The following is a 16,496-nucleotide window of genomic DNA, read 5'->3' on the forward strand; positions in this document are numbered from 1 at the left end:
TGCTTGAAACGTTCGTCGTGGATTTCGTAGATCGAAACAGTCTGAGACAAGGGAGATACTCCAAGAGAATTTAGCGCTCTGCCCGTCGGCCACTGGCGAGGAAGATCACCGCGATAATGGTGAGGCCAGTCAGCACAAGGCGAACACCGGCGCCGAAGCCGTAGGTGTTGAGCATCGAGACGATGAGGAACATGAAGAGGGCGGCACCCCAGATGCCGGGGATGTTGGAATCGCCGCCCGCGACCGCCGTTCCGCCGATGATGACGACGGCAATCGACATCAGGAGATATTCCGTGCCCATGTTCAGCGCCGCACCGCCCGAAAAACAGGCAAGCAGGAAGCCGCAGAGCGAAGCCAGCACGGCGCAGAGCAGATAGGTGATGAAGCGGGTGCCATCGACAGGAACGCCCGCCATGCGAGCGGCGAAAGGATTCTGGCCGATTGCCGAAATCCAGCGTCCATAGATGCTCTTTTTCAAAAGTACCCAGCCAATGACCGACAGGATTAGTGCAACGATCGCGACATTAGGAATGCCGAGCGTGGAGGCGGTGGTGAATTGCGAAAGGCTTTCCGGCGGTTTTACGCGCAGGCCGCGATTGCTCCAGATGGCGGTGGACTGGATCAGGAAGCTCATCGACAAGGTGGCGATGATGGGCGGAATGCGCAGGAGCTTGATCAGCGCGTAATTGCAGATGCCGATGGCGATACCGATCAGGATGGCGACGGCGAGGCCCGCCAGCACCATGCCGTCCTGCGTATCCATGAGCTTCAGCGCCAGTGTGGCGGCGAGCGTCATGTTGGCGGGCACCGACAGGTCGATGTTGCCGGGGCCGAGCGTGATGACGAACATCTGTCCGAGCCCGACGATCACCGAAAAGGATGCGAAGGTGAAGGCTGCGTGGGAAAGCCCGTGTGCGCCCGCGCCACCGGTGAAGAGGATGGTGATGATCCACACCGCGGCGGTTGCGATAAACGACCATATCCACGGACGGCTGGTAAGAATGGCAAGGCCGTTCATTGCTTTTTCTCCCTCTTTTCGAGGCGGTTGAGGAAGAGGCGCAATGCCAGCACCACGATGAGAATGCCGCCTTGCGCGCCGATCTGCCAGTCCGGCGAAATGCGCATGAAGGAGAGGAACGAGCCTGCAAGCGTCAGCGTCAGCGCGCCGATGACGGCGCCGATGGGCGATACACGTCCGCCGACGAATTCACCGCCGCCCAGAATGACGCCTGCGATGGACAGAAGCGTATAACGCAACGCGATATTGGCATCCGCCGAGGTGGTGAGGCCGACCAGTGCGATCCCGGCCAGCACCGCGAAGAAGGCGGCCAGCGCATAGGTTGCGGCGCGGATGGCGGTGACCGACCAGCCTGCGCGCTCGATAGAGCGGGTATTGCCGCCCGCACCGCGCATCAGCACGCCGAAGGTCGAGCGCATGACGATGAAATGCGTGACGATGGCAATCACAATGCTGGCGACGATCGCCATGGGGATGAAAGGCGGCTTGGCCGTCATGATCCAGCGCGCCCAGTCCGGCGCCTGTCCACCCGGCGAGGGCAGCAGCAGCACGGCAAGACCGCCCCAGACGAAGCTCATGCCCAGTGTCACAACGATGGAAGGCAGATTGCGCAGGTGAATGATCGCACCGAGTGCCGCATAAGCGGCAATTGCGGCTGCGAGGATCAGCACACCGATAAGGGGAGCCGTGTTGAGCCAGGTCGCCGCAACACAGACGACAAAGCTCACAAAGGTTCCCATCGAAAGATCGAGATCATTGACGGCCATGATCAGCATCTGGGCGATGGTCGCCAGAGCGATAGGCACTGCCAGATTGAACAGCAGGTTCAGCCCCGTATAGCTCATGGCGCGCGGCTGCATGTAGAAGACGGCGGCAAGCAGCAGGGCCAGCGAGAATACCGGCGTCAGCAGGCGGATGGAGGAAGAGGAAAGGCGCATTATTCGTGCCCTCCCTCGAAGGATGCGGCAAGCACGTTCTTTTCCGTAATGTCTTCGCCGGTCAGTTCCGCAACGATAGCGCCGTCGCGGAAAACATAGACGCGGTCACAAAGTTCGATTTCATCCATCTCGGTGGAGTACCAGACAAAGGTGCGTCCGTTTTCGGCTTCATGACGCAGGATTTCATAGACTTCCTGCTTGGTGCCGACATCGACGCCGCGCATCGGATCGTCCATCAAAATGGCGTTGGCGCTGGTCGCCAGCGCGCGGGCGAAAAGCACCTTCTGCTGGTTGCCGCCCGACAGCGACAGGATGCGGTTGCCCATATCCGGTGTGCGAATCTGGATGCGGTCTTTCCACTGGCCGCCAAGCGCGTCTTCGCCCTTCTGGTCAACGAGCTTCAGCGACGACAGTCGGTCCAGTGAGCCGATGGTAAGGTTGTGCAGAATGCTCCACAGCGGGAAGGTGCCGTTGAGACTGCGGTCACCCGCTACGAAGGCGATTTCGCATGTGCGGGCTGGAACCCAGTTTGGCCGTCGCGCATAGTAAAGATCAAGCAGCATCTTGGTCTGCCCGTGTCCGGCCAGACCGGCGAGACCAATAACCTCGCCCTTGAATGCCTGAAACGGCTTGATGTCGCTGGCGCGCTTGGCGAAGGACAAAACAGGCGTGCCGCTCGCGTCGGTCTTTGCAACGCGGCGCGCAGCCTTTTCGCGCTCGACGCTGCCCATGGCTTCGACGAGGCTGCGATTGGTGAAATCTTTTGCCGCACGATTGGCGACGACCTTGCCGTCCTTCATCACGACGATGCGGTCCGAGGTCGTAAGAATTTCGCCCAGCATATGCGAAATCAGAATAACGGAGCCGCCTGTACCGACGAAACGGCGCACATAGGCCATCAACTGCGCGGCAATCCCTGCGTCGAGCGAAGAGGTCGGTTCATCGAGAATGACGAGTTTCGGCGCGGTGCCGGGCGCGGTGAAGTTGATGGCGATTTCCACCATCTGGCGCTCGGCGATGGAAAGTTCGTCGATGATGGCGGCGCAGTCGATCTTGTGGCCGGGAAAAATCTCGTCGAGCTTTTTTGCAATCAGTTCGATGGCCTTGCCGCGCCAGCTCGCGCCCGTCAGATCGCGCTGCATGATGCGCACATTTTCGGCAATGGTGAGGTTTGGAAACAGCGACAATTCCTGAAACACGCAGCGCACGCCATGCTTGCGCGCTATCGCCACGCCATGTCCCGGCTGGCCGTGATAGGAAATGCTGCCCTCATGCGGGGAAAGCCCGCCATTGATGACATTGACGATGGTGGATTTGCCCGCGCCATTGTGGCCGACCAGACCCACGCATTCGCCTTCGCGGATCACGAGTTCGGCACCATCCAGTGCTTTTACTGCACCGAACTGCACGCGAATATTGCGCGCGGCGACGACCTCCTGTTTCTCTGCTGTTTCTGTCATACGCTCAACTGATTGCTGGAAATGTGGAAGAACAAACGATGGAAAAGGGCGGGAGCGAAGCCCGCCCTTGTCATTTGATTATGTGAACGGCCAGGCTTATTTCGCGGCGTCGATGACCTTCTGCGCGTCTTCAAGCGCATATTCGACATTGGCCACGCCACCCTTCTGGGTATTGGCCAGATCCTTGTCGAGCGATTCCTGGCTGACGCTGAGGAACGGAACGACGAGATCCTTCTTCACTTCCTTGCCGTCGAGAATCTGCTGTGCGACCCAGAAAGCCAGCGTGGACACGCCGGGCGCAATCGAAACCGACATGGTTTCATAGCCATTGGCGTCTTTTTGGCTCTTCCACCACTGCAGTTCGTCTTCACGGTTGCCCATGATGATGGTCGGCGTTTCGCGCTTGGCGGCAGCAAAGGCCTGTGCCGCACCATAACCGTCGCCGCCTTGCGTCACGACAGCGTCGATCTTCGGCAGGCTCGGCAGGATACCGGCAACGGCGCGCTGCGCAACATCGGCGGCCCAGTCACCGTTGACGGAACCGACGATCTTGAATTTCGGGTTCTTCTTCACGCCTTCTTCGATACCGGCATGAATATTGTCATCGACTGAAACACCGGCAAGGCCGCGGATTTCAAGCAGGTTGCCGCCATCGGGGAAGCGCTTTGCGAGATAGTCGATCTGGCCTTCGCCCATGGCCTTGAAATCGACCGCGATGCGCCATGCACAAGGCTCTGTGACGATACCGTCAAAGGAAACGACAGTGATGCCCGCATCGCAGGCTTCCTTCACGGCGCCGTTCAGAGCGGTTGGCGAAGCGGCGTTGATGACGATGGCGTCATAGCCCTGCAGGATCATGTTCTGGATCTGGGCAGCCTGTTCCGTCGCCTGATTTTCGGCGGTCGTGAACGGATCGGCGGCAGCCACCACACCAGCCTTCACGGCTTCCTTGGTGATCTTGTCCCAGCTTTCCAGCATGGCCTGACGCCAGGAATTACCCGCATAGTTGTTCGAGAACGCTATCTTCTTCGATGAAGTGTCGGCGAGCGCGCTGCCTGCCGAAAGAACGCCTGCCAATGCCGCAGACGCAAAAAGGATTTTCCCAAGCTTCATTCTTTCCTCCCGTTTGCAAATATTCCGCCCCGCAGCGCCCCAGCGCTTCGGTTCGTTGAAATTGAATATGGTGCGAAGCCTCCCGCACCGCCGCTCCTCAACGGCACCAACCGCAATTGACTCGATTTCACTCTTGTCTAGCGGGCAATTTTCTGGTGAAGCGAGGATGAAAGAAGAGGAGCTTTCTGTGAAGGCCGAATGAAGCAACTGCGCTGCGGGTTCCCGTAGCAAAATTGCGGTTTCCCGCAAGACGCACCGAGGATGTCACGGCGTATTATAGAGCTTCATAAGCAGCAATTTGCGTTCTGGAGGAGAAACGCTTGGCCGAACTCGCGCCTCAAAGGTTGCTCGACCACTATCTGAATATTTCCAGATTGCTGGCCGGACAGCTCGATTTCGATTCCATCATTCAGGCCGTGGCGGCAGAGATCACGCATATCCTGCCGTACGACCATCTGGACGTCTGCATCAAGATGCTCGATGGAAAATTCCACATTGCGTACGAGGCTGGCATCGCCACCGCCTGGAGCCGCAATCCGCCAGCGCTTCTGTCCGGCAGTCCTATCCGTACTTTGTTGTCGGGTGAGGCTGGTTATCTTCTGACCGACGACGCACGCGCGGATCCGCGCTTTCATTTCGAAGGCTCGTTTTCCAGTCCGATTATCGAGCATGACCTGAAAGGGCGCCTGCATGTGCCTTTGAAGGCGCAGGGCGATATCATAGGCGCGTTAAGCTGTTCCAGTCTCACGCCCGCCTGCTACACCATGCGCGACGTGCAAAACGCCCAGTCGATTGCCGATCTGCTTGCGCCTTATTTCTACGCAATCCGCGCCGCAGAGCAGGCCAAGCGCTCCGCCATTGTGGAAACTGAAGCACGAGCCCGCGAGGAAGGCTTGCGTTTCGGCGCTTTGAAACTAACCGAGGCTCTTGAGACCGAACGCCACCGCATCGGCATGGATCTGCACGACCAGACGCTGGCCGATCTCACCCGGCTTGCCCGGCATGTGGAACGGCTCACGCATGTGCCAGACCTTTCCGGTGAACAGCTTGAGCCGCTGTTTCGTGGTCTCCAGCATTGCATGCACGATCTCAGACAAATCATTGAGGAAGCAAAACCTTCCATTCTCCAGCTTTTCGGTTTCGTGCAGGCAACAGAAAACCATCTTGGCCGTTCGGTGCGGGACAGCGGTTCGTTAATCGAATGGACATTGGATGACCGCAGCGACGGCATGGCTGATCGGCTGGAAGAAACGGTTGCAACCTCGCTGTTCCGCATTGTGCAAGAAGCTATCAACAACACGATCCGTCATGCCCATGCCAGCCAGTTGCTTGTGACGTTTCGCGATAAAGGCGGTCGTCTTCTCGTCGAAGTCGCGGATAATGGTATCGGCATGGATCGTCAGATGCAGCGTCCCGGTCCCGGTCATGGGATCGACAATATGCGTACGCGGGCGCGATTGATCTCTGCAAGTTTCGCTATCAGGAAGAACGGGGAAAGTGGCGGCACAAGTGTGACGATCCATCTCCCCGCGGAGATGTGCCGGGAGGTCGGAGGGTAAAATGCATGTTCTGATCGTGGAAGATGATCCATTGCATCGCGCCTATCTTGGCGAAGCTGTGCGGGCAGCGCTGCCTGAATGCAGTGACATCCTTGAAGCCGATAACGGATCGGCGGGCGAAAAACTGGCGCGCCAGCATCGTGCGGCCCATATTGTCATGGACCTGCAGATGAACGGCCGCAACGGCATTGAGGCTGCGCGTACCATCTGGAAGGAAAATCCCGAAACCCGCATCCTGTTCTGGTCGAATTATGCCGATGAAGCCTATGTGCGCGGTGTGTCGCGCATCGTGCCGGAAGGCGCTGCCTATGGCTATGTGTTGAAATCAGCATCCGACGACAAGCTGCGGCTGGCATTGCGCAGCATCTTCGTGGAGGCGCAATGCGTGATCGACCGCGAGGTGCGCGGTCTGCAACAAAAGAGCCTTGGTCATGCCAGCGGTTTCAGCGAAAGCGAATATGAAATTCTGGTCGATATCGCACTGGGCCTGACGGATCGTGTCATCGCCCGTCGCCGCAATCTGTCGCTGAGAAGCGTCCAGAACAGATTGCAGCAACTCTATGAAAAGCTGGGCGTTTATCAGGAGAAGGGGGAGCCCGACGAGGAGCGCTTCAACCTCCGGGCTCGTGCCGTGACTGTTGCGCTTTTGCGCAAACTGCTGAACTACAGCGCGCTGGAACGCGCCGAAATCGAGCTCAACGACTGGATTACAGCATCGGCCCGAAAATCGGATTCGATTTTCGGAAAGAACGATGCGTAGATTCAATAGGTTAGGGCGTCTTTTGTGCGTCCGAAAGGACGCACGGCGCTCAAGAGCATTTCCTGTTTTGATTGAATCATTGGGAATGCTCTATCTTTTTGTTTTTACGCGCATCTTGTTCCGAAAACCGTTTCACACTTTTCGGGATGCGCTCTAACCGACAGCCGCTTTCAGGCGGCGCTGATCGAGATTGAGGCCGAGTTCCGCCGCACGGGCGATGACCGGTGCGAAGCGGCGGTGCTTCTTTTCCTCGTGATTGGAAGCAATGTCTGCGATGCGGTGTTTGAGAAACGGATTGAGAAACCGCTCCCGCACCGAAGCCGCATAGGCTTCCGCCTGTTCGCCAAGGCCATCCGCGGCAAATACCGGCAGGACTTCCTCACGCCAGACCGCTTCCAGTTCATTCCGGATCGTCTCGTCCTGCATGGCTTCCAGTACGATCTCGTCTTTCGGACGGCTACCCACCAGCCATTGTTCCGCGATGAATGTATGACCAAGATTGAGCAGATAGAGCTTCAGATGCTCGTAACGTGCAAGATCGTCGGTGACGACGATATCGTCGTGTTCGCAAGGGAGCGTCAGGCCATCGGCTTTCTCGATGGCCCAGAGCGCGTAGGGCTCGGCAATGGCGCCGATTGGCTCTATGGGTTCGGAAACAATGCGGTCAACAAGGCTGTTGGCAAAGATGCACCGGGCTTCGAGCCATTGCACGAAACTGTCCGGCAATTTCCAGTCATGAGCCAGATCGATAAGGATCGAACGCAGCTTGTCGCCATTGCGCGAGATCAGCTCGCAGGGAAAGAGCGACAATGGCGTATCGGGGTTGTGCTGCCAGCGATGATGCAGAAGCACCAGAAGTTTGGCCGGAAAACTCTTCGGCAAGGCATCTGGGTTTGCAAGAAGCGAGCTGTCATCGGCTGGATCGAGCTCGTAACCCTTGTCGCCAGTGTTGGAAAGAATCACATCGACGGTGGTGCCGAGATCGAGAATCGCTGCCCAGTCATGATGAGCTGAATAGGCAGCGGTGACGCCCTTTGCCTGATGCACTTTCTCGGATGGCTTGCCGTCAATCAGGCCACGGATTTTCACCGGATAGCCGCTATTTTCGTTCAAAGCCGCAATACGCTGGCTGCTCTGCGGGTTTGAAGTCGTCTGCACGACGGCAATCGTTCCGATGGCTTTCCCGTTCGAAAGCGCCTCCGAAACAAAGAAATCGGCATGCGCCAACAGAAAGCGGCTGGTTCCGAACTGCAATATCGCGGGCTTCTCGTGCATGACTTTCTCCCATAAATCAGTGGTTTTAACTACGCGATGCAGGTCAAATTGGTCAAGCCAGTAGGATTCTTTATCGGGAGATTGGTTCGGGTCCTGATGTGGAAATGTGCTTTATGCCGCAATTCTTCGGGCTTTTAAGCATATTGCGCTTCTATCCGGTTGGAAATATGGTAAGGCCAATTCGAGGAGAGGCGAATTTGGGAGCACAATGAGCGAGTTTACGGCAACAGCGGAACCCCGCAGGCTTTATCAGCAGATCGCAGATCGGGTGAGAAGCCTTATCCAGGATGGTCAGTTTCCTGCTGGCAGCAGGCTGCCGGCTGAACGCGAGCTGGCACAACAGCTCGGCGTGTCGCGGCCTTCGCTACGCGAGGCGCTGATTGCGCTTGAAATCGCCGGTAGCGTCGAAATCCGCATGGGTTCCGGCATCTATGTCACGGTGGAGCCGGAAAAGCGTTCGCTTTCGCAAGGAGGCTCCATCGGCGAGAGCCCGCTTGAAATCATGCAGGCGCGCGAACTGGTCGAAGGCAGCGTGGTTGTCACGGCCTGTGCACGCATGACGCCTGAAACATTGGTCGAATTACGGGCAACGATTGACGCCATGAAGGTGAATGTCGATGCCGGGCGCAAGGCGATGGAGCTAGACAGGCAGTTCCACCTGCTCATTGCGGAGCAATCGGGCAATTCCGTGCTTGTGCGCATCGTGCGTGACCTTTTTGACGAGCGGCATAGTCCGCTGACGTCGCATATCAGGACGCGCTTCGAAACCAACGATACATGGGCTCTGGCACTGGCCGAGCACGAAGCCATCTATGCTGCGCTGGAAGCGAGGGATCCGCTTCAGGCGCAGGCAGCCATGCGGACGCATCTGGATCGATCCAAGCAGCGTTGGATGGATAATGAACCCCGTGACTGAATAGCCGGGAACGATTTGGGAGTGAGGTCAGACACATGAATGAATCCGTTGCTACAGCCGTTGCGCCGGTTATTCTGCTGCATCCATCGGATGACGTTGCGGTTGCGCGCGTTTCGGTTCGCGCAGGCGATCCGATCGGCCTTGACGGGATAAAGGCCCGCGAACTGATCGGACGCGGACACAAGGTTGCCATTCGCGATATTCCTGAAGGTAAGGAAGTCCTGAAATATGGTCAGGTGATCGGCATTGCGACGAAGGATATTGCGCAGGGCGAGCATGTGCATCTGCAGAACCTCGCCATGCTGCCCTCCGAACACGAGCATCAATTCTCCATCGATATCGAAGAGCGCGGCATGCTGCCGGAGGCCGAACGCCGTCATTTCATGGGCTATGACCGGGGCGCTGGCGGTGTCGGCACACGTAATTTCATCGGTGTGATTTCGTCGGTGAATTGCTCGGCCACGGTGTCGCGTTACATCGCTGATTATTTCAACCGAATGGGCGGTCTCGACGGTTTCGACAATGTTGATGGCGTCGTGGCGCTGACCCATGGCAGCGGTTGCGCGCTCAACACCAAGTCGGAAGGCTATCGCCTTTTGACCCGCACCATTCAGGGTTATGCCAAACATCCGAATTTCGGCGGCATATTGCTGATCGGACTTGGTTGCGAAACCAATCAGATTGCGCCGATCCTGGAACATTACCGCATGGAAGAAGGCTCACGCCTGCGCACCATGACGATCCAGCAGCATGGCGGTACGCGCAAAACCATCGATCATGCGATTGCCGAGATCAAGGAAATGCTGCCGCTGGTCAATTCGGCGGCGCGCACCAAACAGCCTCTTTCGAAGCTGAAAGTGGCGCTGGAATGCGGCGGATCGGACGGTTATTCCGGCATTTCGGCCAATCCGGCGCTCGGCTATGCCTCAGACCTTATCGTACGCAATGGCGGTACGACCGTTCTGTCGGAAACACCGGAAATCTACGGCGCTGAGCATCTTTTGACCCGTCGCGCAGTAACGCCTGTGGTGGCAGAAAAGCTGTTGCAGCGCATCGACTGGTGGCGTGATTACACAGCGCGCAACGGCGACGAACTCAACAACAATCCGTCGCATGGCAACAAGCTCGGCGGGCTGACGACTATTCTGGAAAAGTCGCTCGGCGCTGTTGCCAAGGGTGGCTCCATGCCGCTCAAGGCCGTCTATGAATTTGCTGAAACCGTGACTGAACCCGGTTTCGTGTTCATGGATACGCCGGGTTACGATCCCGTCGCAGTAACCGGACAGGTGGCTGGTGGCTGCAACGTCATCTGCTTTACCACGGGTCGCGGCTCGGTTTCAGGCTTCAAGCCGTCGCCTTGTATCAAGATCGCCACGAATTCCGAAATGTATGAACACATGAAGGAAGACATGGATATCAATTGCGGCGGCATCGTCACTGGCGATGAAACCATCGAGCAGTCCGGCACGCGGATGTTCGAACATATCATCGCGGTCGCATCCGGCGAGAAGACGTTGAGCGAAGTTTATGACTATGGCGACAACGAATTCGTGCCGTGGCAGGTCGGCGCTGTAACCTGATCCCCTTTGTATTCAATGATGAATGACAGGAATAATTCGATGGTCAAAGCTCTGCGTATCGAGAGCGAAAACGTCACACGTTTTGCCGAAATCGACGAAGCGCCGTTGCTGGCGGGTCATGTTCGCGTGCGGGTTCGGCATGTCGGTCTGTGTGGCAGCGATCTGAACACCTTCAAGGGGCTTAATCCACTGGTCCAGTTACCGCGTATTCCGGGGCACGAAATCGGCGGCGAGATTATCGAAGCAGGCGAGGGCGTGAGTGCTGCCTACGCCAAAGGCAAGCGGGTCATCGTGCTACCCTATACGAATTGCGGTGAATGTTCGTCCTGTCGCAAAGGTCGGCTTAATGCGTGCCGTTATAACAAAACACTTGGCGTTCAGCAAAATGGCGGCTTGGCTGACCAGATCGTGCTGCCTGCCGAAAAGCTGATCCTGAACGATACGCTGGCACCTCGTTATCTGGCGCTGGTCGAGCCGCTTTCGGTTGGCTTTCATGCCGTCGAGCGCGGACGTGTTCAGGCAGGCGATACGGTTGCTGTTCTGGGTTGCGGCATGATTGGCATGGGCGTTCTCATCGGCGCGCTTGCGCGCGGTGCGAAGGTTATCGCCATCGATCCGAGTGCCGAAAAGCGTGAGCTGGCACTGCAATTCGGTGCAACACACGCTCTGCCGGGCGGTGAGGATGTCGTCGCGAAGGTTCAGGAACTGACCAATGACGACGGTGTGGATGTTGCTTTTGAAGCGGTTGGTCTGCCGATCACCTTCACGCAGGCTGTCGATCTGGCAGGCTTTGCGGGCCGGGTGGTTTATGTCGGTTATTCCAAGGCCCCCGTCACCTATCAGACGCAGTTCTTCAACCTGAAGGAACTCGACATCATGGGATCGCGCAATGCGACACTCACGGATTTCGAAGCCGTTATCGCCCATCTGGAAAAGCTTGGGGCGGATGCCGACAAGCTGATCTCGAAGGTATTTCCGTTCGATGAAGCTGAAGCGGCGCTTCCCTATTGGGACGGCGACCGCAACGTTTTGAAGATCATCATCGAGCACGACTGAAATCGAAGCAAATGTTCGGTGCCAGCAAGGATGGCATCGGACGCTAGTGGAGGAAACCGGCCTCAAGGCCAATTGTTTAATGACCCCATACGGGAGGATACTGATGAAGAAACTCGTTACCGGCATGATCGCCGCCAGCATGTTGCTGGCTGGAAGCATGGCTGCATACGCTGCCAATGTGTCGATCAAGGTTGCCTATGAAAACAACCCCGGCGAGCCTTTCGATGAGGTAATGCATTACTGGAAAGATGATCTCGCCAAGCGCAGCAACGGCGAAATCACGCTCGAACTCTATCCAAGCTCGCAGCTTGGCTCCAAGAAGGATGTGACCGAGCAGGCCATGATGGGCCTCAATGTCGTAACCATTTCCGATGTTGGCTTTCTGGCCGAATATGACCCGGACCTCGGCGTACTTTACGGTCCGTTCCTGACTGACGATCCGGCGCAGTTGTTCAAGGTGTATGACGGTCCCTGGTTTAAGGAAAAGAGCGAAGAGCTGAAGAAGAAGGGCATTCACATCGTAATGCCGAACTATCTTTACGGCATTCGTCAGATCATTTCCAAGAAGCCGATCCGTACACCGGATGACCTGAAGGGAATGAAGATCCGCGTGCCGAACAACGTCATGCAGATCAAGACCTTCGAGGCCATGGGCGCGACCCCAACCCCGATGCCGCTGGGCGAAACCTTCCCGGCATTGGCGCAGGGCGTGATCGATGGCGTCGAGAACCCGATTTCGGTTCTTTACGGCCAGAAGTTCCAGGAAGAAGCCAAATATCTGAGCAAGGTTGGCTATCTGACCAACGTGGCGCTTATCGTCGGTGGTGAAGCCTTCTTCTCCACGCTGCCGGAAGATCAGCTCAAGATGATCCATGAGTCTGCCTATGATGCGGGCCTCTACAGCCAGAAGCTGACGATCGAAAAAGACAATGAAATGATCGAAAAGATGAAAGAAGCCGGTGTCGAGGTCATTGATGTCGACCGTGCCCCTTTCAAGGCACTTGCTGAAAAGGTCTACACCCAGTTCCCGGAATGGTCGCCTGGTCTTTATGACAAGATCAAAGCTGAACTGAACTGATCCATCCTTATTCGGATATCACCATGTCGCGGCGTTGCTGCGGCATGGTTCGCTCATGGAATTCAATCCGATGAAACTGTTTGAAAAACTGATCGAATGGCTGGCTGCAGTGCCGCTGTTCATCCTGCTTGCGATGTTCAACGTCGCCGTCGTCATGCGCTATTGGATGCATCAACCATTGCAATGGACGGAAGAAATGGCCGGCCTGTTGATGATCTGGATCGTGATGCTTGGCAGTGTTGCCGCAGAACGTAGCAATCAGCATCTTGCTATCCCGATGCTCGTGGACATGCTTTCGGAAAAAGTGCGCGATGTCGTCAATGCAATCGTCGCCATCCTGTCGGGACTGTTCCTGCTTTACGTGTCCTATGCTGGTTACAAGCTTTCGGTTGCCGCTCAGTTCAAAGTGACTGACGTGCTGAGGGTTTCCTATTACTGGATCGATATCGCCGTGCCTGTCGGCTTCGTGATTATTGCTCTTTATATGTTCGCAGGCGCATTCAAATCCTTGCGCGCCGCTTTTGCGGGAGGCAAGGCATGAGCCTGACGACTATCGTTCTTTTGATGCTGGCGCTGATCGCGCTCAATATGCGCCTTTATGTGGCCATTCTGATTGCGGTCTTCACCTATTTCACATTCTTCAACCAGATGCCGATAGCGATTGCCGTGCAGCGCTTCATCAGCCCGGCGCAGAATACATCGTTGCTCGCCATTCCGTTCTTCATCATGCTTGGCACGGTGATGTCGCATACCGGCATTGCAGAGCGTCTGATCAAGGTTGCGGATATTCTGGTCGGTCGTATGCGCGGTGGCATGGCGCTCACAAACATCATGGTTTCAACCCTGATGGGCGGCGTCAGCGCTTCCAATCTGGCTGATAGCGCCATGTTGACCCGCATGATGGTGCCGGAAATGGTCAAGCGCGGTTATGACAAGGCGTTTTCCTGCGCAGTAACGGCTGCAGGTTCGCTGATCACGCCGATCATTCCTCCAGGTATCGCGCTCATCATCTACGGTCTGATTGCGGATGTTTCCATCGGCAAGATGTTCATGGCCGGTGTCGTTCCGGGCATTCTGGGCGCCATTATCCTGATGATTGCGGCCTATACGACATCGGTCAAGCGCGGCTATAAGCCGAGCCGCGAAAAGCGGATGAGCGGTGCCGAGATTGCCTCGACGCTTGCTTCAGCGTGGCCTGCGGTTCTGTTGCTGTTCGCGATCATCGGCGGCATCCGCATGAACATCTTCACGCCCACGGAAGCCGGTGCAGTTGCTGTTACGCTGGTTCTAATCATTGGTTTCGTGATCTATCGCGAGATGCGTATCTCGCATGTGGTGGATTCGCTGATCGAAACGGCGAAATCGACCGCATCCGTCATGCTGGTTATCATGGCGTCGTCGGCGCTTGCATGGGTGTTTTCGCTTGAACAGGCCGGGCAATCGCTGATGCAGCTAATCTCGACGTTCACCAGCAACCCTTATGCATTCCTGCTGGCAGTCAATGTGATCCTGCTGATCCTTGGCGCTTTGATCGAGGGTACAGCCCTGATGATCGTTCTGGTGCCGCTCCTGATGCCGACAGTAAAGGCTTTGGGCATCGATCCGGTCCATTTCGGCATCGTCGTCATTGTCAATCTTTCGATTGGTACGCTGACGCCGCCGGTTGGTACGGTCATGCTGATGGTCTGTAATATAGCGAAGGTAAGGGTTGGAGATTTCACCCGTCAGGCCTTCAGCATGTATATGGCGCTGTTTATTCTTCTGGCGCTGGTTACTTACGTGCCGATTATCTCAACCTATCTGGCGCACTAGACCTGGCAGGTTGATCAAGGAGAAAAGCGCGGGAAATTCCCGCGCTTTTTCATCTGCTCACCATGGGTTCTCGACGCGGGGCCAGATGGCGCGGCTGAGCTTGCGATAATTTGTTGTGCGCGGATTGCTCGGATAGGAGCTGGGCGCCGCGACATAGACGATCTCGGCAGCAATCGGCACGAAGCCTGCATGAAAATGATTGGTGGATTTGACCACCAATATATCCTTCTTCATCGGATCGATGCCGATATTTGAAAAGATATCCGGTTCGAATGTCTGCGTCCGGTTGGTGTTGAGAATAATGTCGATCCCGGTACCTTCGATGCGCACGACCGCCGTAGGCCCAAGCGTTACGCGGCTTGGGCCAAAACTCTGCCAGCCTTCGGCAAGGGTTTTCATGACCGTCACACGCGCATCGATAGGCTCGCCGCCAAGTGGACCGGACTTGCCGCCGAAACGCAGGTCGATCACCGCACCTTCGCCTGCTGCATGGCAGAATGTTACTGCAACGGGATCCCAGATCGTGGCGACGCCGATATTATCTATACCGCGTTCGATCAGGCGGCGGAGGACGTAGGTTCCATCGCCCGCAACACCGCCGCCGGGATTGTCCCATACATCGGCGATCACGGCAGGCTTTGCAGGATTGGCGGCATGGGCAGCCAGTGCCCGATCGATGCCCTGGTCGGTGTCGAACATGGTCATCAATGTCTGTTCGCGCATGGCGATCAGTTCACGCCCGAGTTTTTCCGCAAGTGCGGCCCCCTTGGCTGGATCATTGTCGGTGACGACGAGAATACGAGTTCCCATTTCCGGCACATCGGCAGCCATAAAGCCATGAATGACGGAGATCGACAGAATCCCGTCCTTGCCATGCATCGCCTTGATACGGTCGACGAAGGAGCGCATCGGCTCCCTGCTTGTGGGAAACACGCTGATCATATGACAGTCGAAGGTGGATATGACCGGCTTGATGCGACCCTTTAGGGCATCGAGTGCAAGGTTGACCACATGCTCGCCGCGTTCGTAAAAATCCGTGTGAGGAAATTCGAGGAACGACGCGAAAATATTGAGGTTTTCGACCCGCTTCGGCGTCAGGTGGCTATGCGGATCGAATTCGCTGGCAACCAGAATATCCGGCCCGACAATGGCGCGCACGCGCTCCAGAAGATCACCCTCGCAATCGTCATAGCCTTGGGCGACCATGGCGCCATGCAGGCCGAGAACGACTGCATCAACGGGCATTGCCGCCTTAAGCTGATCGAGAATTTCATCGCGCAATTCCTCGAAAGTCTGCCGCTGCAACAAACCGCCAGGTTCCGCCCAGGTGGCAGTGCCTTCAATGACGGTCAATCCTTCCGCCGCCGCACGTTTGCGTAATGCGACGATGGGCGAAGAGCAAAGCGTCGGCGTTTCCGGATGCTTGCCCGGTGCAGCATAGAAGGCCATTTCGAACGAGGCCCTGTCGGTTGGAACCGGTGAGAACGTGTTGGTTTCTGTCGCAAGCGACGCGGTAAAAATGCGCATGGAAAAAACTCGGTAAGGGGGAGGTGGCGTGTTTATTTCAGCGGTGCGTAGGCGATGGCTTCGACTTCGATCTTGATGTCGATCATCAGGCGGGATTCGACCGTAGTGCGCGCTGGAGGCTCTTTTGGAAAATAGCTGCCGTAAACGGCGTTCATTCGCCCGAAATCCCGAGCATCTTCCAGCCAGATTGTGGTTTTGACGACGTCTTCCATGGTGGCGCCTGCAAGTGCCAGTGCGGCCTTGACGTTCTCGAGCACCTGTTTGGTCTGGGCCTCTATGCCGCCTTCAACGATCTGGCCGTTTGGTCCGACCGGCACCTGACCGGAAATGTAGACGGTGTCGCCTGCGCGAACCGCAGGGGAAAGTGGCACATGCGATGCGCCGAAGACCTGTTTTCTGGACAT

Annotated in this window: 15 protein-coding genes; 8 read left to right on the forward strand and 7 right to left on the reverse strand. The window is 56.7% G+C overall.

Annotation, left to right across the window (positions count from 1 at the left end; all coding sequences use genetic code 11):
* Nucleotides 1-70: 70 nt before the first annotated feature.
* The 4 genes from FIB18_RS00715 to FIB18_RS00730 form a co-directional block, all read right to left on the reverse strand.
* On the reverse strand, nucleotides 71-1,018 hold the full coding sequence (locus tag FIB18_RS00715; protein ID WP_140018924.1) for an ABC transporter permease: 948 nt from the start codon (nucleotides 1,016-1,018) through the stop codon (nucleotides 71-73).
* Nucleotides 1,015-1,956, reverse strand: a complete 942-nt coding sequence (locus FIB18_RS00720) for an ABC transporter permease (protein WP_140018925.1) — start codon at nucleotides 1,954-1,956, stop codon at nucleotides 1,015-1,017. Before FIB18_RS00720 ends, FIB18_RS00715 begins: the two co-directional genes overlap by 4 nt.
* Nucleotides 1,956-3,416, reverse strand: coding sequence for a sugar ABC transporter ATP-binding protein (locus FIB18_RS00725; protein WP_140018926.1), 1,461 nt, complete (start codon nucleotides 3,414-3,416; stop codon nucleotides 1,956-1,958). Before FIB18_RS00725 ends, FIB18_RS00720 begins: the two co-directional genes overlap by 1 nt.
* Nucleotides 3,417-3,512: 96 nt before the next feature.
* Nucleotides 3,513-4,529 (reverse strand): substrate-binding domain-containing protein, encoded by a 1,017-nt coding sequence (locus FIB18_RS00730; RefSeq protein WP_140018927.1) that lies wholly within the window; start codon nucleotides 4,527-4,529, stop codon nucleotides 3,513-3,515.
* Between the two features lie 320 nt (nucleotides 4,530-4,849).
* On the opposite strand from FIB18_RS00730, the gene FIB18_RS00735 reads away from it, so the two are divergent.
* The gene (locus FIB18_RS00735) at nucleotides 4,850-6,088 is read left to right on the forward strand and encodes a GAF domain-containing sensor histidine kinase (RefSeq protein ID WP_140018928.1); all 1,239 of its coding nucleotides are present in this window, start codon (nucleotides 4,850-4,852) and stop codon (nucleotides 6,086-6,088) included.
* Nucleotide 6,089: 1 nt separating this feature from the next.
* On the forward strand, nucleotides 6,090-6,848 hold the full coding sequence (locus FIB18_RS00740) for a response regulator transcription factor (protein WP_140018929.1): 759 nt from the start codon (nucleotides 6,090-6,092) through the stop codon (nucleotides 6,846-6,848).
* Nucleotides 6,849-7,001: 153 nt separating this feature from the next.
* Here FIB18_RS00740 and FIB18_RS00745 read toward each other — a convergent pair whose 3' ends face one another.
* A complete protein-coding gene (locus FIB18_RS00745; RefSeq protein ID WP_140018930.1) occupies nucleotides 7,002-8,123 on the reverse strand; it encodes a mannitol dehydrogenase family protein in 1,122 nt (373 codons plus the stop codon).
* A 208-nt stretch (nucleotides 8,124-8,331) separates the two neighbouring features.
* Here FIB18_RS00745 and FIB18_RS00750 point away from each other — a divergent pair, with 208 nt between their 5' ends.
* From FIB18_RS00750 to FIB18_RS00775, 6 genes are all read left to right on the forward strand, one after another.
* Entirely contained in the window at nucleotides 8,332-9,039 is a 708-nt protein-coding gene (locus FIB18_RS00750) for a FadR/GntR family transcriptional regulator (RefSeq protein WP_140018931.1), read from the forward strand.
* A 35-nt stretch (nucleotides 9,040-9,074) separates the two neighbouring features.
* Nucleotides 9,075-10,619, forward strand: coding sequence for a UxaA family hydrolase (locus tag FIB18_RS00755; protein ID WP_140018932.1), 1,545 nt, complete (start codon nucleotides 9,075-9,077; stop codon nucleotides 10,617-10,619).
* 39 nt (nucleotides 10,620-10,658) lie between these two features.
* Nucleotides 10,659-11,675, forward strand: a complete 1,017-nt coding sequence (locus FIB18_RS00760) for a zinc-binding alcohol dehydrogenase family protein (RefSeq protein WP_140018933.1) — start codon at nucleotides 10,659-10,661, stop codon at nucleotides 11,673-11,675.
* A 103-nt stretch (nucleotides 11,676-11,778) separates the two neighbouring features.
* Nucleotides 11,779-12,753, forward strand: coding sequence for a C4-dicarboxylate TRAP transporter substrate-binding protein (locus FIB18_RS00765; protein WP_140018934.1), 975 nt, complete (start codon nucleotides 11,779-11,781; stop codon nucleotides 12,751-12,753).
* A gap of 70 nt (nucleotides 12,754-12,823) precedes the next feature.
* On the forward strand, nucleotides 12,824-13,294 hold the full coding sequence (locus tag FIB18_RS00770) for a TRAP transporter small permease (RefSeq protein WP_174977371.1): 471 nt from the start codon (nucleotides 12,824-12,826) through the stop codon (nucleotides 13,292-13,294).
* Nucleotides 13,291-14,565 (forward strand): TRAP transporter large permease, encoded by a 1,275-nt coding sequence (locus tag FIB18_RS00775; protein WP_140018936.1) that lies wholly within the window; start codon nucleotides 13,291-13,293, stop codon nucleotides 14,563-14,565. The genes FIB18_RS00770 and FIB18_RS00775 overlap by 4 nt, the downstream gene beginning before the upstream one ends.
* A gap of 57 nt (nucleotides 14,566-14,622) precedes the next feature.
* On the opposite strand, the gene FIB18_RS00780 is transcribed toward FIB18_RS00775, so the two are convergent.
* Nucleotides 14,623-16,092 (reverse strand): M81 family metallopeptidase, encoded by a 1,470-nt coding sequence (locus FIB18_RS00780; RefSeq protein ID WP_140018937.1) that lies wholly within the window; start codon nucleotides 16,090-16,092, stop codon nucleotides 14,623-14,625.
* Between the two features lie 32 nt (nucleotides 16,093-16,124).
* Nucleotides 16,125-16,496 carry a RidA family protein gene (locus tag FIB18_RS00785; RefSeq protein ID WP_140018938.1) on the reverse strand — a complete coding sequence of 124 codons (372 nt, stop codon included), beginning with the start codon at nucleotides 16,494-16,496 and terminating at the stop codon, nucleotides 16,125-16,127.

This window comes from Brucella pecoris (assembly GCF_006376675.1).
Classification (GTDB): domain Bacteria; phylum Pseudomonadota; class Alphaproteobacteria; order Rhizobiales; family Rhizobiaceae; genus Brucella; species Brucella pecoris.

Coding starts and splice junctions, on each gene's coding strand:
- FIB18_RS00715 (WP_140018924.1), bottom strand. CDS start 1,018: ATGAACGGCCTTGCCATTCTTACCAGCCGTCCGTGGATATGGTCGTTT.
- FIB18_RS00720 (WP_140018925.1), bottom strand. CDS start 1,956: ATGCGCCTTTCCTCTTCCTCCATCCGCCTGCTGACGCCGGTATTCTCG.
- FIB18_RS00725 (WP_140018926.1), bottom strand. CDS start 3,416: ATGACAGAAACAGCAGAGAAACAGGAGGTCGTCGCCGCGCGCAATATT.
- FIB18_RS00730 (WP_140018927.1), bottom strand. CDS start 4,529: ATGAAGCTTGGGAAAATCCTTTTTGCGTCTGCGGCATTGGCAGGCGTT.
- FIB18_RS00740 (WP_140018929.1), top strand. CDS start 6,090: ATGCATGTTCTGATCGTGGAAGATGATCCATTGCATCGCGCCTATCTT.
- FIB18_RS00745 (WP_140018930.1), bottom strand. CDS start 8,123: ATGCACGAGAAGCCCGCGATATTGCAGTTCGGAACCAGCCGCTTTCTG.
- FIB18_RS00750 (WP_140018931.1), top strand. CDS start 8,332: ATGAGCGAGTTTACGGCAACAGCGGAACCCCGCAGGCTTTATCAGCAG.
- FIB18_RS00755 (WP_140018932.1), top strand. CDS start 9,075: ATGAATGAATCCGTTGCTACAGCCGTTGCGCCGGTTATTCTGCTGCAT.
- FIB18_RS00760 (WP_140018933.1), top strand. CDS start 10,659: ATGGTCAAAGCTCTGCGTATCGAGAGCGAAAACGTCACACGTTTTGCC.
- FIB18_RS00765 (WP_140018934.1), top strand. CDS start 11,779: ATGAAGAAACTCGTTACCGGCATGATCGCCGCCAGCATGTTGCTGGCT.
- FIB18_RS00770 (WP_174977371.1), top strand. CDS start 12,824: ATGAAACTGTTTGAAAAACTGATCGAATGGCTGGCTGCAGTGCCGCTG.
- FIB18_RS00775 (WP_140018936.1), top strand. CDS start 13,291: ATGAGCCTGACGACTATCGTTCTTTTGATGCTGGCGCTGATCGCGCTC.
- FIB18_RS00780 (WP_140018937.1), bottom strand. CDS start 16,092: ATGCGCATTTTTACCGCGTCGCTTGCGACAGAAACCAACACGTTCTCA.
- FIB18_RS00785 (WP_140018938.1), bottom strand. CDS start 16,496: ATGTCCAGAAAACAGGTCTTCGGCGCATCGCATGTGCCACTTTCCCCT.